Consider the following 16,321-nt stretch of genomic DNA (forward strand, 5'->3'; position numbering starts at 1 on the left):
CGGTTGCGACAGGCGTGATAGCGCAAACCGCGGGCGGTTTTGGCCCGAAATGATCGATATCGTGGCGGCTTTGCGGCTTTTGACCGTAGCGCCACCGTTCCGCCAGTCACCGCGGACCCGCTGCAACCGTTCTCGGTATGACAGCGCAGGCTGCAAACAGGTTCAACGCAACGCGTCATGCCGCGGCCCCTTCGTCCGAGAGCATAGCGAGTTCGGCGGCATCCATGGCCGTCCTGACGCGCATCGGCTCAGCGCGGCCGCGAATCTCGACCTCGCGTTGCGGCAGCATGTCGGAGGCGAGTCGCGCCCGCGCGTAGACCTCGTCCGAGATGATCACCTGGCAGCCGAGGATCTTCGTCATGTCCTGCAGTCGTGATGCGACGTTGACGGCGTCGCCCAGCGCGGTGAACACCATGTGGTCGCGATAGCCGATCTCGCCGACGATCACCTCGCCGCCGTGAATGCCGATGCCGAAGCGGATCGGCTCATGCAGATCATGGCTGAGGAACGCGTTCAGCTCGGCGATGTTGGCCGCGATGTCACGCGCTGCCTGGATTGCCTGGCCGCAGGCGACATGTGAATCGGCGGCTAGTCCGAACAGCGCGAGCATACCGTCGCCGACGAACTGATTGGGCTGCCCGCCATTCGCCAGCACGGCCTGGGAGACGGCGCTGAGGAAGCGGTTGACGATGAACACCACGTCGAACGGCAGCCGTTTCTCAGCGAGGCCGGTCGATCCGCGCATGTCGACGAACAGGCTGACGAGATAGCGCTCCTGCCCGATTCCGGCACGCGAACTGCCGCGCTCGCCGGGTGTCGGGTTCGGCATGAACAGTTGAAAGAATGAGAGATCGTCAGTGGGGCGCAACTGGCAGGCCAGCCTGACCGACGGGTCCGCCGCGCCGATCTGCGCGAGCACGAAGGCCTCGCGAGGCGAGGGTGGCGGCAGCGCGCCGGGATCTCCGATCACCCTGATGCGGCAGGTCGAGCAGCGCGCGCGGCCGCCACACATGCTGGCATGCGGTACGTTGTTGCGCAGACTGGCCTCGAGCACGGACAAACCCTTTGGCACCCGGATGGAGCGGCCATTGTTGTAGGACAGCGTGACCATGCCGCCACGTCGCTCATGGACCGCTCGCACGCCGCGCGCGGCGAGCGCCAAGCCGATCAGGCCGCCATAGCCGACCAGGAAGCCGTTCATGATGCTCTCCAGCAGCGCCTGTTCAGATGGCGTGCCGGTCTGCTTCGGTGAAAGATTTTCGGCACGCCACTGCGGTGTTGCGCTTGCGGCGATGACGTCTCGGCCTCCACGGTAGAAGCCGAGCAGCGCCAGCGCCGGGAGCAGCACGGCGCAGGCGAGCAGCCACGGCGCCGCGCGCTTGTAGAACGGCTTGAGCCGCAGCCAGAAGTGCAGCCCGATGCAGCCATGCGCCCATGACGTCAGCAGGGCCGCCGACATCAACCAGATCCGCCAGGACGGGCCGGTCCAATACGAGTACAGAACCTGCGGGTACAGCTTCTCCTGTCCGTACAGGGTCTGTCCGATGCGGACGCCGGCGATGTGGCTGAAGATCAACGCGGGGATGCTGAGGCCGAGCAGCAGTTGCAGCGGCTCCATCGTGCTGCGGCTGAATTGCCGGCGCTGATAAAGCGCCCACACGCCGAGCCCGCCATGGGTAAGAGCCGCCCCATAGAACAGCACGGCGATCGGAAGAAACTGCCAGAACACCACATGATAGGACACGCCCTCGGCGAGCGCCTGCAGCGAGATGTTGCCGAGCGCATGGTTGAGAAAATGACTGAGCAGGTAGCTGAAGAGTATGAAGCCGCAGATCAGCCGCACCTGCCGCACACCGATGCCGCGACAGGCGGACTGCAAACGATGGTAAATCGAAATGGTCATGTGGTCCGTATGATCTGGAGCGGCAATGCTAGAGATTTATTCCCTGTTGTCCTAGAGGGCTGGTGACGGCGGTCATCCGGCGGCGCGAGCTGTGCGCGGGAACGTTGACTCGCCCGGCGGAGTCGGGGAAAAGCACCGCGTGACGGCCATTTCCCCAGGCATCGACAGCCCAGAGTCTCGGTCCATGCGCGCTGCGTGGCTGATGGCTGCGGCCGTGATCGCGAGCATGACGATCATCCGCATCGTCTATGCCGGGACGCTCGATCTGCGCACCGACGAGGCCTATTACTGGACCTGGTCGAAGGAGCTGCAGCTCTGCTTCCTCGATCATCCGCCCATGATCGCCTGGTTCATCCGGCTGGGCACTGCCCTGTTCGGCGATACCAATCTCGGTGTTCGCTTTGCCGGCATCCTCGCGATGGGGGTGACGCAGCTCCTGCTCGCCGACATCGTTCGCCGTACCACTCACGATATGCGGGCCGTGATCCTCGCGGTGCTGCTGCCCGAGGCGGCGCTCTACTATGGCCTGCTGATGGCCAAGGTGGCGCCGGATGTCGCGGCGATCCCGTTTGCGCTCGCGATGATCTGGGCGCTGGTTCGCCTCGCCGAGAGCGACGATGGCCGCTGGTGGCTCGCCGCCGGACTGTTCGGTGGACTGGCGCTGTTGTCCAAATTCACGGTGGTCATGCTGCTGCCGGGCGTGGCGGCGTTCCTGCTCGTTCCGGCCTGGCGCAGCCGTTGGCTTCTCAGTCCCTATCCATGGTGCGGGGCGCTGATCGCGCTCGCCGTGTTCTCGCCGGTGCTGATCTGGAACGTTCAGCACGACTGGGCCTCGTTCCGCTTCCAGTTCGTTCGCGCCACGGCGCCGCATGATTTTTCGTTGCGGACGCTGGGCGATTACATCGGACTGCAATTCGGACAGGTCGGCTTCGTCCTGCTGCCGGTCACGCTGTCGGCGCTGACGCTCACGGCCTGGCGCGGCTGTCGCACGCGTGAGCCGGTCGCGATTCTGCTGTCGACGGCGGTGCTGGTGCCGTTCCTCTACTTCCTCTGGAAGTCGCTCACTTTGCGGATCGGTGACACCTGGCCGATGTTCATGTGGCCGATCGGGTTTGCGGCGGTCGCGATCAACATCGTCAAGATGCCGCAGGACGGCGCGCCCGCCTGGTTCGTCCGATCGACGATGCGCTGGGCGCGCATCGCCGTCGTCAGCGGCATTGCCATGGTGGTCCTGATCTTCCTCTACTACGTCGCAGCGCCCTGGAATTTCCTCGGACGAGCCGATCCGATCGGCGCCGAGGCGGGCTATCAGCAGGTTGCGGCGCGCGTTGAGCAGGAACTGGCAAACACCGGCGCCACCTGGATCGCAACCTCCGACTACCGCACCTACGCAATGATGCGGTGGTTCTTCAGAGGCCGCGTGCCGGTGGTCCAGATCAACGAGCGTGCCCGCTTCATCGGCTTCCGTGATCCCGGCATGGACCTGATCGCAGGACATGCCGGCCTCTATGTCGTGCGCGAGCCGGACAATGCCGGCCCGCTGCTGGCGGACACGACCGCGCACCGCGAGCCGCTCGGACATGTCGAGCGGAGCTGGCGCGGCCACGTCATGGACACTTACGCGTTCGGCAAGCTGACGGGCTGGACGCCGGAGCTGGCGCCGCCACCGGACTCGCCATTGTACCCATGGCGCTGGCTCGCCGGTGACCCCGATCACACGCCGCGGGCCTGAGCTTCATGCCTGGTCCTCCTGCTTGCGCAGGAGATCCTTGGCGAGATCCGCCAGCGCCGGCCGCGGCAGCGCGGCGAACGGCATCGGCCGCGTCACGTCGATGGCCGCGAGGCCGAGCCGCGCCGTGAGCAGTCCGTTGAGCACGCCTTCGCCGAGCCGCTGCGACAGTTTGGCCGCGATGCCATGCCCCAGCACCTGCTGGATCAGGCTGTCGCTCGCGGCCATGCCGCCGGTGATGGCGAGATGCGCGACGACGTGGCGCAACAGGCTGATCATGCCGAGCGCGCCGGGACGGCCGCCATAGAGCCGCGCCAGCTGACGGATCATCCGCAAGCTTGCCACGAAGACGAACAGCACGTCGATCAGCGCGCGCGGGCTCACGGCCGTGACCACGGAAACCCGTTGCGCCGCGACCGACACCAGCCGCCGTGCCTCGATGTCGAGCGGCGCCATCAGCTCGCGCTCGGCGAGCTTGATCATGTCACCGCCGTCGATGATGTCGTCGGCGTGGCCGGCAAGCGCGGCACGCGGACGCGCCAGCCGGGGATTGGCATGTGCGATCCGCAGCAGCTCGGCGACCACCTCGCGGCTCTCGGCGCGATCGTCGGACAGCAGCACCGCGGCCGCGCGCTGATGCAGCTTCTCGATGGTGGCGAGACGCACCAGCCCGTAGGTCTCACGGGCAACGACGGCCGCCAATGCAATCGCGGCTGCGGCCGCGAACCCCGCGCCGACATAGCCGAGGGCTTCGCTGCGGGCGAACAGATCCTCGATCAGTCTGACGACGCCGAGGCCGAGTCCGAGCAGGACGAGGCCGGCGACCGAGCCCCAAAAAAGTGCGCCCCAGCCGAAGCTGCGCCGCGCCGGCAGTATGGTCTCGACCGGCACCGGCAATTGCGCCGGATCGGCCTCCGGCGTGATCTGGATGGTGCCGCGGCCCGGCCGGGTGGCCTCTTCGGCATCGACCACGACGACGTCGGGATCGTCGAGCCGGAAGGTCTGGGGACGACGTGGCTTGGCGCGTTCGCTCATTGCAGCCGGTCTCCGATCAGGAACTGAAGGGCGCGGTCCATGCGGATATGGGGCAAAGCGGGCTCGGCGCCAGCATCTGGGGTCAGCAAAGGCGGGCGGAAGCGAAGAAAGCGGAAATCGGTCCCGTCGGCGGCGGCGCTCGACAGGCCGCGATAGGCGCCCCCCTTGAACAGCTCCTCGGCGTCGGCTGGCAGCTCGCCCGGAAAAGTGGCGACCTCGGTGTTGCCGTCGAAGATCTCGCCATTGGCGCTTTCGCCGGCCGCCGGCGTGCCGAGCAGCGAGGGGAGCTTGTCGCGGCCGCGGGCGACCAGCGCCTCGCGCGTCGCCCTGACCGCGGCCAGCGCCACGACGTCGATCGCAGCGCCTGTGCTCTCGGCGCGCGCGACGGCACGGTTGACGGCACGCCGCAGCACCGCTTCGAGCCGGTCGTGGCTGGTGTGATGCAGATGGTCGGCCTTGGTCGCCGCGAACAGGATGCGGTCGATGCGCGGCCGGAACAGCGCCGTCAGCATGTTTCCGCGCCCGACGCGGAAGCAATCGAGAATGCCGGTCAGCGCGGCTTCGAGATCATGCAGCGCCTCGGGGCCGGCATTGAACGCCGCCAGCGCGTCGACCAGCACGATCTGGCGGTCGAGCCGGGCGAAGTGGTCGCGGAAGAACGGCCGCACCACGATGTCCTTGTAGGACTCGTAGCGCCGCGCCATCATCGCCCACAGCGATCCGCTCGGCGGCTGGCCCTCGGCCGGCACGTCGAGGGGCGCGAAGGTGAGCGCCGGCGAGCCCGCGAGATTGCCCGGCATCAGGAAGCGGCCGGGCGGCAGCAGGCTCATGGCGAAGCGCTCGTCGCGGCAGGCGCGCAGATATTCGGTGAACAGGCGCGCCGCCTCCAGGGTCGCCGGCTCGTCCTCCAGGCCTTCGGGGGCGAGCGTCGCCAGATGCGCGTGCCAGTCCTTGGCGACATGCGCGCGCGGCTCGCTGCGCGACAGCGCGAGGCTTTCTTGCGCCCACTGCTCATAGCTCTTGTTCAGTAGCGGCAGGTCGAGCAGCCATTCGCCGGGATAGTCGACGATGTCGAGCGTGAGCGTCCGCTCGGCGCCGTTGGCGCGCTGGAATTCGATCACCAGCCTGAGCTCGCTGATGTCGACGGTCGAACTCGGCCAGCGCCGCTCGGCGACCAGCGCCCGCAAATGACTCTCATAGGCAAAGCGCGGCACGCCGTCGTCGGGTTGCGGCGTCAGATAGGCGCGGGCGATGCGGCCCGATGCCAAGGCCTCGAACACCGGCATGCGCCCGCCGCGAACGAGGTCATGGATCAGCGCGGTGATGAACACGGTCTTGCCGGCCCGTGACAGCCCGGTGACGCCGAGGCGGATGGTCGGGTTGAGGAAGCTCTCGCCATAATCGAGCAGGGCACGGGCCGAGAGCCGCGCTTCCTCGACGAGTTCGGAAAAGGTCACCATGGGAGGAGGGGGAATTCGCAGTTGAAAAGGGCGTGAGCGATTTTTGACAGGTGGCGATGCAAAACGCCGGATTCAAGCTCACAATTCCGGCCCGTTTCCGGATAGAACCAGACTTTGAACGGAACGTTGACCACTGGAAACCATAATCCTTCCGGCACAATTGTCCCGGAAAACCGGCACCAGGTTCTGACATGACCGTATTTCAACTGAAGCAGTTCGCCTCGACCTCCGTCCATGCCGCCACCGGCGCGATGCGCTGGAACTACGACAAGGTCGAGATGATCGCGGACGGCGTCGTCCACGTCGTCGGCATCGCCGCCGGGCTGGTCGCCGCAACCGTGCTCGTCGTGCTGACCTCGATCTATGCCAGCGCCGTCGACATTGTGGTGGTGTCGATCTACGTCGCGGGGCTGCTCTCGATGCTGACGCTGTCGGCAACCTATAATCTGTGGCCGGTGTCGCCGACCAAATGGGTGCTGCGCCGCTTCGACCACTCCGCCATCTACGTCCTGATCGCAGCCACCTATACGCCGTTCATCGCCGCCCTGAAGGATACGGTATTCTCGGCCGCGCTGCTGCTCGGGGTCTGGGGCGTCGCCATCTTCGGCATCGTGCTGAAGCTGCGTTGGCCCGGGCGCTTCGATGCGCTCTCGATCGGCCTGTATCTCGCGCTCGGCTGGAGCGGCGTGATGATGTACGACCGGGTGATCTCGGTGATGCCGGCCTCGGTCCTGGCCTGCGTGCTCACCGGCGGCATCCTCTACAGCCTCGGCGTCATCTTCCACTCGTGGCGGCGCTTGCGCTTCCAGAACGCGATCTGGCATGGTTTCGTGTTGCTGGGCGCCGGCTTTCATTATACCGCGGTGCTCGATCTGGTCTTGACCTAGAAAATTCCACGAGGAGGGCTTTGCATGCAGGTGACCGGCAAGATTGTTGTGGTCACCGGCGGAGCCCGCGGCATCGGCAAGGCGCTGTGCGAGGCCTTTGCGAAGGCCGGTGCCGCCAAGGTGATCGTGGCCGATCTCGACGAAGCCGGAGCCAAGGCCGTCGCTGATGGCATCGGCGGCGCAGCCTTCAGATGCGACGTCTCCCAGGAAGCCGACATCCGGCACGTGATCGAGGAGACCGAGCGGCAGTTCGGACCCATTGCGCTGTTCTGCTCCAATGCCGGCATCGGCGGCGGCTTCGACCCGTTGTCGGTGAATGCCGGCGGCACCTCCGACGAGCCGTGGGCGCGCAGTTGGGCCATCCACGTGATGGCTCATGTCTATGCGGCGCGGCATCTGATCCCGCGCTACAAGGCGCGCGGCGGCGGCTATTTCCTCAACACGATCTCGGCGGCCGGCCTGTTGTCGCAGGTCGGCAGCGCGCCTTACTCCACCACCAAGCATGCCGCGGTGGGATTTGCCGAGAACCTCGCGATCTCGCACAAGGCTGACAACATCAAGGTCTCGATCCTGTGTCCGCAGGGCGTCGACACCGACATGCTGCGCGCGATCCCGAAGGGCCCGCAATCCGGCGACGGCGATCTGACGCCGGAGCAGGTCGCGCAGGACGTGCTGAAGGGCCTTGCCGAGGAGAGCTTCCTGATCCTGCCGCATCCGCAGGTGCTCGGCTACATGCGCAAGAAGACCGAGAACTACGACCGCTGGCTCGGCGGCATGGCCAAGATCCAGGCGAAGATGCGCGAGGAATTTAAGTAGGTCCAAGGGGAGAGGGCGCATTCACTTGCACCGCGCATAAGCTTGCGAATTCTAAGCGTGTAGGGTGGGCAAAGGCGCGCGGGCGATACTGTGTGCATCATGCCGCGCTCCCTCGCGCGCCGTGCCCACCATTTGCTCCGCGTGCGGAGATCGACGGTGGGCACGCGACCGCCCTGCGGGCGGCTGCTTTGCCCACCCTACGGCAGTGTCGCTCAGGCTCGCCCGATTCACATCTCAAACAGCTTCTGACACGACCTTACGGCCTCGCGGCGGATCACGCCCGAGTGGTTCGGTCGACACGACCCTCCAACACATGGGAGGGCGCAGGGAATGCCGGGTGAAGGCCTCACCCATGGCCCGCCTGCAGCAAAAAATGCAGGCGGCAGGTACCACAGGTGCAGCCGATCACCGGCATTCCCTGCGCGATGGTCTTCACGCTTATACGCAGTCTCCCTGGTGCGCCGGGCTGTTGGCCACCATTGTCCGCGCGGCGCATCAGCGCCATCGCGAACGTAACACCAGCATCGGGGTGTCAGGACGCTGCGACTTCACGTCCGCGGCCACGCCGTTCGTCCGCGTAGCAAGCTACGCTGCAGCATGGCCACGGCCATCGCATCCCGCCTCGCGTGTCGTGACGATCGCGCGCAACGCCCCTCCGTGGTGAGGCGGGATGCGCGGAAAGATCGTCCTGATTTGCCCGACGACGCAAGGCCGCATGCTGCGGCATTTCAACACGACGGGCAGTTTCGTCATGGTGCGTATGCGCAATCTGCCCGTCGGGCGCGCTCATGGCTCCGACGGCTGCATGTCCTGCTCTGCCGCGCGCCAGGCTTCGAGCGCGCGGGCGTACAGCAACAGGCCCTCGCACACCGTGCGCTGCTCGGCTTTCGACAGCGACGACAGGGCGCCGCGAACCTGCTGGCGGCCGAAGGCGTGCAGCGTGCCGAGCGTCTTCCGTCCCTTCGCGGTGAGGCAGAGCGGCTTGATGCGGGCGTCGCCGGAATCGATTGTCTCCTGCAACTCGCCGCTGTCGATCAGCTTGCGGACCATGCGGCTGATGCTGGATTTCTCGAGATGCAGGATCGTGCCGAGCTGCATCGCTGTCAGCGGGCCGCGCAGGCCGATCTCCAGGATGGTGTGGACCGCCGACGGCGGAAGGTCGGTGGCGGCCAGCGTCGATTCCATGAAGCCGAGCTCGCGCACCATCAGGCGCGAGGCGGCGCGGATGTCGTCGACGAGCGTGAGATCGGGATCCGGCATCTTGACTCCTGCCATATAGTTGTATCATACAACAAATAGCCGATGCAACGTGGCATCGACGACGCCATATCGCCGGAGGGTCGGAGATGGGTGATACGCAGCTCACGGCCGAGGCACGCTTGACCGCGGCGTCGCGCATGCAGGGGCAGGTCTGCCTCGTCACCGGGGGCGGCTCCGGCATCGGCCGCGCCGCCGCCTTGAAGCTCGCCGCCGACGGCGCGGAGGCGGTCGTCGTCGCCGGGCGGCGCGAGGCCGAGCTGGCCGATACGGCGGCACGATGCCGGGCGCTCGGGGCCGAGGCCCTCGCGGTGAAAGCCGACGTCACGCGCGAGGACGATGTGGCGAGCCTGGTACAGGCAGTGCTGGAGCGCTACGGCCGGTTGGATGCGGCCTTCAACAATGCCGGTGTCCAGGAGCGCCGGGCGCCGATCGAGCAGCAGGGCAACGGCGTCTATGCGGACGTGTTCGACGCCAATGTGCGCTCGGTTTTTCTGTGCCTGCGCGCGCAGTTGCCGATCATGTATGCGCGCGGCCGGGGACGCATCGTGATCAACGCCTCCGTCAGCGGCGTGCGCAATCCGAATGCGGGGCTTGCGCTCTATTCGGCCTCGAAAGCGGCCGTCATTTCGCTGACGCGATCGGCCGCGATGGAGGCGGCACCGCGCGGCGTCCGGATCAACGCGATTGCGCCCGGACGTGTCGTCACCGACATGATGCTGCGCGCCGGTGTCGGCGACGTCGCGACCGTCGCCGCCGGCCTGCCGCTGCGCCGGATGGGGCAGCCTGAGGACATCGCCGAGGCCGTGCTGTGGTTGTTGTCGGACGCGTCGTCCTACGTCGTCGGCCACGTTCTGGTGGCCGATGGCGGCTTCTTGGCTTCCTGAACGGCGGCAACGGCGCAAGACCCGCGATCGCCGAAGCCGGTCTCGGCCGAATGATCGTCGAAACGACATCATGCCGAAGTCCGAATTTCGCCGACTTTGGCGAAGCCCGCGCAACGATTGTCCTCATTTGAACTAATTAGTGCTGTCTGCGAACGCGGAGATGCGGCGGCGCCGCTTCGCGGCGGTTCATTGCGAACACCTCTCAATCTCGCCTGAAATCGTCCCAGCTCGGCAAAACTTCCGCCGACGTTTGCCGGCTATCTGCAAGGCAAGGGGAGCTCGTCGCGAGCATGCGCTGCGTAGTCGTTGCGGCGGCGCCCCGACCTGACGTCGTCGCGTGATATTGGCATACTCTCCGGCATTGCTTTGCAGGCTCATTCACGACAAAAGACCGGCGCGTTCGCGGTGCGGACCAAGCGGCTCATGGTGACGCGATCCCACCGCGGGGTCACGCTCGCGCTCGTCGAGGTGCTGCTCTTGACCGTGATGGTGGTGGATGCCGCGTCCGGACAGCAGACCATCAAGGCCAAGCCGACGGACGTCGTCCCGGGACGCGCCGATCGGCTGTTCTTCCGTCACGTGACGGCGCGCAGCATCTACTACAACGTTCCGCGGATCACCAACGACAGCCGGACGCTGATGATGCGCCAGGACCCGCGTGGCGTGAGCGCATTGTTGCGTCCGGTGCGGGAGGCCGGCGCGCCGTCGCTGGCCGCGCCGGGCAGGCCCGGCGCGTCGGTCGGCAGCTTCGGATTCTCCGCGTTTCAGCCCGCCCGTGGTGCGCGCGTGGCCACGGCCGAGCCGGCGCGAGACGCTCAACGCGCCGCGCCGCAACCGGCCGCACGGCAGATCGCGGCAAAGCCCGCGGCAGCCGCCGGGGCGCCGCCGGCCAAGCCGGACGAGACCGTGGCAGCCGCCCAGCCCGCGGCCGTGCTGCGCAACCGCGACGTTCTTCCGGATCGCAATCTGAACACGGTGAAGCCGCAGCCGGTGACCGCCGATGCGAAGCCCTACGATCCGACGGGGATGACGGTCGGGTCGTTCCTGGTGAAGCCGGCCGTCGAGATCCTGGCCGGCTATGACACCAATCCCACCCGGCGCAACGGCGGGCAGGGCTCACCGGTCGCGATCGTGGCGACGGAGGTCGCGGTCCGCTCGCAATGGGAGCGGCATCAGCTCAACGCCGATTTCCGCGGTGCCTATACCGAGGACACCAACGTCCGCTCCATCAGCCATCCGACCTTCGAGGCGCGCGCGCAAGGGCGCTACGACGTCACCGAGGGCACGGCCGTCACCGGCGAGGCGCGTTTCGTCAACGACGCCTTGACGCTTCCGGGCGCGCTCAAGCTGCCGCGGGCCACCAGCTTCGGCGGCAGCGCCGGCGTGCTGCAGAAGATCGGTCCGACCGAGATCGCGTTCAAGGGATCGGCGGACCGGGTCGTCTTCAACGATGCTGTCATCACGGCCAACGTGCCGCTGCGGACGCAGGACCGCAACTACACCCAGCCGGGCGCGCAGGTCCGCGTCACCTATGTGCTGACGCCGAACATCTCGCCGTTCGTCGACATGAGCTTCGATCGGCGCAACCACGATCTGCAGGTCGACTTCAACGGCCAGCGCCGCGATTCCAGCGGCATCACCGCGCGTGGCGGCGCCGTCGTCAATATGGGATCGCTGACCGGCGAAGCCTCGGTCGGCTATCTCACGCGCCGCATGGACTCGCCGCTGATGCCGAACGTCAGCGGCGTGATCGCGGATGCGACGCTCGCATGGGCCGCGACCGACACCACGACCTTCGTGCTGGTGGCGCGCTCGCAGGCCTCGGAGACGCCGGCGATGAACGTCTCGGGCATCCTGTCCCGCGACGTGATCCTGCAGATGGATCATCAGTTCGAGCCGTGGCTGATCGGAACGCTGCGCGGCGGCTACGGCCAGGATCAGTTCGTCGGCATCGGCCGCGTCGACCAGCGCATGTTCGTCGCCGCCGGCGGCACCTACAAGATGAACCGCAACGTTCAGTTGAAGAGCGAGGTCCGCACCGAATGGACCCGCTCCAACATCGCGCTCAACAATTTCATGGCGGTGGTCGGCGTCGTCGGCGTGCGTGTCCAGTACTGAGCGTGTGATGGGGGCCGTTTGGCTGACCGTCGTCGCCAACATCACCGCCGACCCGCAGGGCTATTGCAGATGGCCTTCCCATGGCGGCGCGCTCCGGGCCTCATGGTTCTCAGGGCGATGCAGAGCATCGCCTGAACGCGCCGAAGAGCGGCGCTCCTTACCATGAGGTCTGGCTCCGATACCGGCGCTCGAAGGATGGCCGCGACATGATCGCTCGGTCGCGCACAAAAAAAGCCCCGCAGGGGGGCGGGGCTCAAGGCATGGCATGCCGGGCGGTGGGGGGGACCGGGGCGCGTCTCACGCGGCGGGGTGAGGTCAGGTCGCCGACGCGTGCGCCGTCCCCGATCGGTTCGGCATGTGGCTGGTGATGGTCTTGTTGTTATGAGCGGGTCCGCGCTGCCGGTCGGCGACGCGGACCGCAATCGCGTTACTGCTCGAGCGCGGCCAGCGCAGCGTTGCCGATCTGCTGCGCCTCGGCCCAGGCGGCCTGGGTCGCCTGCTGAGCGGCGGTGTAGCCGGCCTGGATCTGCTGTTGAGCCGCCGCGCGCAGCGCCCCCTCCTGCTGCTCGCCGGTTTCGCGCGCCTGGGTCAGGGCCTGGTTGTCGGCGTTCAGCGTCGCATTGGCCTGGTTGAAGGCGTTGGCGGTGGTCTGCGCCTTGGCCTGGGCCGCCGCCAGCGCGGCCTGGTTGGCCGCATTGTTGGCACGCTCGAGGACCTCGGCGGCCTCCTGCGCATCCTGCTTGGCCTGCTGTGCCGCCTGACGCGCCTGTTCCAGGGCCTGCCGGTCGGCGTTCACCTTCTGCTCGGCCGCTTCCACCGTCGCATCGATCGTGCCGATCTTCTGGTTCAGCGCGGCCTCGACCGTCTTCTGGTTCTGGGTCGCAGCCGCCTGCGCGGCCTGGGTCTTCTGCTGGGCGACCGCGCGGGCCTGCTCGCCGGTCTTCAACGCCGCCTGCAGCGCGGCCTGCTCGGCGGCTTCCTGGGCCGCCTGGTTCTGCTGGTTGTTGTTATTGTTGTTGTTGCCGCCGTTGCCGGCCGCCGCTCCGCCATTGTTGGCATTGCCGCCATTGTTGGCGTTGCCACCATTGTTGGCGTTTCCGGCGGCCTGGCCGGCCTGCTGGGCCGCCTTCGCGGCGGCCTCGGCGGTCTCGCGCGCCGTGTCCTTGGCGGCGTTGGCGGCTTCCTTGGCCTCGTTGGAGACGTCGATGTCCTTGTCGAGCTTCTGGAAGGCGCTCTGCAGCGCGGCCGAGGCGGCCGTCAGCTTCGCGGCATTCGCCGTCGCCGCCGCCTGGTTGGCCGCGGTTGGGTTCTTCTCGGCCTGCTCCTGGGCCTCGATCGCGGCGCCTCGTGCGTTCTGCTCGGCCTGACGCGCGACATCGATCGCCTTGCGGTCGGCGGCGACCTGCGCCTCGGCGGCGGCGGCGGTCTGCGCGGCGGCCGCGGCCGCCGCGTTGGCCTTGGCGACGGCATCGGTGCTGCTCGACGCCGCGGCAGCCGCCTTGGCCGGGGTTGCTGCGGCGGCAGGCGTGGCGGTGGCCTTTGCGAGGGCGACAGTGGTGGTTGCCGTCGCTGCGGCAGCCGCGGCCGGCTTGGCAGCGCTCGTGCTCGTGCCCGTGGTGGTCGCGGTTGCAGTCTTGGCCGTGCCGGTCGTCGTCGTTGCCGCGGTGGCGGCCGCGGCGGGCTTGGCTGTGCTGGCCGCCGTAGTGGTGGCCGCGACGGGCTTGGCCGCGGTGCTGGCCGTCGCAACCGTGGCCGTCGGGGTTGCGGCGGCGGTCTTGGCTGCCGTGCTCGCTGCGGTGGCGGCTGCCGTTGCTGCGGCCGTGGTGGCCGCCTTGGCGGCGGCGCTGGTCGCGGCCTTTGCGGCGGCGTTGGCGGCGGCCTTTGAAGCGGCGTCGGCTGCGGCCTTGGTTGCAGCCTTTGCAGCGGCGTTAGCTGCCGCCTTTGCAGCGGCATCGCTCGCCGCCTTCGCCGCAGCCTTGGCAGCGGCGTCCTGCGCCGCCTTGGCAGCGGCAGCGGCCGCGGCCTTCGCCGCCGCATCCTGCGCCGCCTTCGCGGCGGCGTTGGTGGTGGCCGAAGTGGCAAGGGCGGTGGTCATGGCCTGCGCATTGGCCTGATGCGGCAGCGCCATCATCGTCAGGGCGGTCATCAGGGCCAGCACGCTGACATGGCGATAGAGATCGGTCCTCGACGCTGCGGTTTGAAGGTTCTTCTTGTCCGCCATCAGCTCAACTCCCTTGGTACGCTGGATTGGATGATGGAACCTTTTGAAAATGATTTTGGCTTGCAGCATGGTCGGACCTTGCAAGCAGCAAGGCGTCCGCCTGCAAGCTGACGGCAGGATTTCGCGATGTTTGCGGCGAGCCGGCCGTGACGAGATGGCGCAGGGGAACAGAAAGCTTTTGAAACAAGCGGTTGCCGGCGGTACGCCGGTTGCACGGTTGCGGCGGGCCGATGAGCATTTCGCGGCGAGCCATGCTGCCGCCATTGAAGATGCGACGCATTGTCGCATATGTCATGATTGACAAGTCGTCCGCTGTGCGAACGTCGGATCAGCCCTTCCGGGCGTAGAGCAGCGGGACCGCGGCGTCGACCATCACCTCGACGAGGCTCGTGCCGGCATGTGCGAGGGCTCGCGTCAGCGCACTGGCGAGCTCGGCGGCATTGCTCACGCGCACTGCATCGCAGCCCATGCCTTCCGCGAGCTTGACGAAATCGAGGCCGGGCAGCTCGAGCCCGGGCACGTTGCGCACCTGCATGACCTGGCTGAACGAGCGCATCGCGCCATAGCCGGAATTGTTGATGACGACGACCGTCAGCGGCAGCCTGCGCTGCGTGGCGGTCCACAGCGCCTGCAGCGAATACATCGCCGAGCCGTCGCCGATCAGGCACACCGTGCGGCCCGCGGTGCGCCCCAGCGCCATACCGACCGCCGCCGGCAGGCTGTAGCCGAGCCCGCCGCTCGCCATCGTGTAGAACGAATCCGCGCCGGGCATCGGCATGTACTTGTGCATCACCGGCCGATGCGAGGGGATCTCCTCGACCACGGCGCTGCCCGCCGGAAGCGCCTGCGCCAGCGTATGCAGGAGATAGTCGACCGGGATCGGATCGGCCGGCTCCGGCGCGGCCGGCAGCACGCGGCCCTTCGGCGCCGCGCGCCTGGTCTCCGGCAGCAACTCCAGCAACAGCTCCAGCGCCGGCCGCATGGTGGCAATGATGCTGGTGCCGATCGGCGGCACGGCGGCGCCTTCGGCATCGTCGGTGACCTGATAGAGCGTGGTGGCGCCGTCGAAGATCGCGGCATGGCCCTCGACATGGAAGGTGAACACCGGGGCGCCGAACACGACGACGAGGTCGTGTGGCTTCAGGGCGTCGGACAATTGTCCGGGCGAGGCGTGCAGAAAGCCCTGGAATTGCGGATGGCGCTCGGGAAACGAGCAGCGCGCCGAGAACGGGCTGACCCAGACCGCGGCCTTGGCCTTCTCGGCGACCTCGACCATCAGATCGACGCAGCCGGCGCGGTCGATGCCGGGGCCGACCACGAGTGCGGGATTCTTCGCGGCGGCAAGTGCGCTCACTAGTTCGTCCATGGCGGCGCGATCGGGGCCGAGCTCGCGGCTCACCTTGCGCGCGGTGATCGGTTGCGCCGGATGCATCCAGTCGTCGATCGGGATCGAGACGAAGGTCGGCCCGCAGGGCGGCTGCATCGCGGTGTAGTAGGCGCGGGCGATCGCGCCCGGCACGTCCTCGGGCCGCGCCGGCTCGACGCTGTATTTGACGTAAGGGCGCGGGAATTCGGACGGGCGTTCGGCATAGAGGAACGCCTGTAGAGGCAGGATCGAGCGCGCCTGCTGACCGGCGGTGATCACCAGCGGCGTCTGGTTGCGATGCGCGGTGTAGATGTTGCCGAGCGCGTTGCCGACGCCGGCCGCCGAATGCAGATTGACGAAGCCGGCATTGCGCGTCGCCTGGGCATAGCCGTCGGCCATGCCGACCACCGAGGCCTCCTGCAGGCCGAGCACGTAGTCGATGTCGTCGGGCCAGTCGCTGAGGAAGGGCAGCTCGGTCGAGCCGGGATTGCCGAAGACTTTTTTGATGCCGAACGCGCGCAGCAGTTCGAAGGTGGCCTGCTTGACGGTGACGGGCTTGGTTGTTGTTCCTGTGGTTTTTGGCACGGCGTTTCCTCGAATGACCGTCATTGCGAGGAGCGAAGCGACGAAGCAATCCAGAGT

At 67.4% G+C, this 16,321-nt stretch carries 12 protein-coding genes; 5 read left to right on the top strand and 7 right to left on the bottom strand.

Translation table 11 applies throughout. The features are described 5' to 3' along the window. Window positions 1-175: 175 nt before the first annotated feature. Window positions 176-1,903, bottom strand: a complete 1,728-nt coding sequence (locus QX132_RS30400) for an adenylate/guanylate cyclase domain-containing protein (protein WP_316163605.1) — start codon at window positions 1,901-1,903, stop codon at window positions 176-178. 184 nt (window positions 1,904-2,087) lie between these two features. On the opposite strand from QX132_RS30400, the gene QX132_RS30405 reads away from it, so the two are divergent. After that, window positions 2,088-3,635 carry a glycosyltransferase family 39 protein gene (locus QX132_RS30405; RefSeq protein ID WP_315796983.1) on the top strand — a complete coding sequence of 516 codons (1,548 nt, stop codon included), beginning with the start codon at window positions 2,088-2,090 and terminating at the stop codon, window positions 3,633-3,635. A 3-nt stretch (window positions 3,636-3,638) separates the two neighbouring features. On the opposite strand, the gene QX132_RS30410 is transcribed toward QX132_RS30405, so the two are convergent. After that, window positions 3,639-4,667 (bottom strand): TIGR01620 family protein, encoded by a 1,029-nt coding sequence (locus QX132_RS30410; RefSeq protein WP_315796982.1) that lies wholly within the window; start codon window positions 4,665-4,667, stop codon window positions 3,639-3,641. Beyond that, on the bottom strand, window positions 4,664-6,127 hold the full coding sequence (locus QX132_RS30415) for a YcjX family protein (protein ID WP_315796981.1): 1,464 nt from the start codon (window positions 6,125-6,127) through the stop codon (window positions 4,664-4,666). The genes QX132_RS30410 and QX132_RS30415 overlap by 4 nt, the downstream gene beginning before the upstream one ends. A 191-nt stretch (window positions 6,128-6,318) precedes the next feature. Between QX132_RS30415 and trhA the strand changes: the two genes are divergently transcribed. Together trhA and QX132_RS30425 are read left to right on the top strand one after the other, a co-directional pair. Continuing rightward, entirely contained in the window at window positions 6,319-7,014 is a 696-nt protein-coding gene (trhA, locus tag QX132_RS30420; RefSeq protein WP_315759485.1) for a PAQR family membrane homeostasis protein TrhA, read from the top strand. Between the two features lie 24 nt (window positions 7,015-7,038). Next, entirely contained in the window at window positions 7,039-7,830 is a 792-nt protein-coding gene (locus QX132_RS30425; protein ID WP_315734269.1) for an SDR family oxidoreductase, read from the top strand. A gap of 786 nt (window positions 7,831-8,616) precedes the next feature. Here the strand turns inward: QX132_RS30425 and QX132_RS30430 are convergent. Next, the gene (locus tag QX132_RS30430) at window positions 8,617-9,105 is read right to left on the bottom strand and encodes a MarR family winged helix-turn-helix transcriptional regulator (RefSeq protein ID WP_316159241.1); all 489 of its coding nucleotides are present in this window, start codon (window positions 9,103-9,105) and stop codon (window positions 8,617-8,619) included. Window positions 9,106-9,176: 71 nt separating this feature from the next. Here QX132_RS30430 and QX132_RS30435 point away from each other — a divergent pair, with 71 nt between their 5' ends. Continuing rightward, window positions 9,177-9,974: an SDR family NAD(P)-dependent oxidoreductase gene (locus tag QX132_RS30435; RefSeq protein ID WP_315796980.1), complete on the top strand. Its 798-nt coding sequence runs from the start codon at window positions 9,177-9,179 to the stop codon at window positions 9,972-9,974. A 423-nt stretch (window positions 9,975-10,397) separates the two neighbouring features. Further along, complete coding sequence (locus tag QX132_RS30440; RefSeq protein ID WP_315796979.1) at window positions 10,398-12,092, top strand: outer membrane beta-barrel protein; 1,695 nt, start codon at window positions 10,398-10,400, stop codon at window positions 12,090-12,092. Window positions 12,093-12,519: 427 nt separating this feature from the next. Here QX132_RS30440 and QX132_RS30445 read toward each other — a convergent pair whose 3' ends face one another. Genes QX132_RS30445 through mdlC form a run of 3 tightly spaced genes read right to left on the bottom strand, consistent with a single transcriptional unit; the run spans window position 12,520 to window position 16,264 of the window. Then, window positions 12,520-14,313 carry a hypothetical protein gene (locus tag QX132_RS30445; protein ID WP_315796978.1) on the bottom strand — a complete coding sequence of 598 codons (1,794 nt, stop codon included), beginning with the start codon at window positions 14,311-14,313 and terminating at the stop codon, window positions 12,520-12,522. Window positions 14,314-14,317: 4 nt separating this feature from the next. Next, on the bottom strand, window positions 14,318-14,608 hold the full coding sequence (locus QX132_RS30450) for a hypothetical protein (protein ID WP_316163606.1): 291 nt from the start codon (window positions 14,606-14,608) through the stop codon (window positions 14,318-14,320). A gap of 33 nt (window positions 14,609-14,641) precedes the next feature. Then, on the bottom strand, window positions 14,642-16,264 hold the full coding sequence (mdlC, locus tag QX132_RS30455) for a benzoylformate decarboxylase (protein ID WP_315796976.1): 1,623 nt from the start codon (window positions 16,262-16,264) through the stop codon (window positions 14,642-14,644). Window positions 16,265-16,321 lie beyond the last annotated feature (57 nt).

It is taken from the genome of Bradyrhizobium sp. SZCCHNRI20481 (assembly GCF_032485055.1).
Lineage (GTDB): Bacteria > Pseudomonadota > Alphaproteobacteria > Rhizobiales > Xanthobacteraceae > Bradyrhizobium.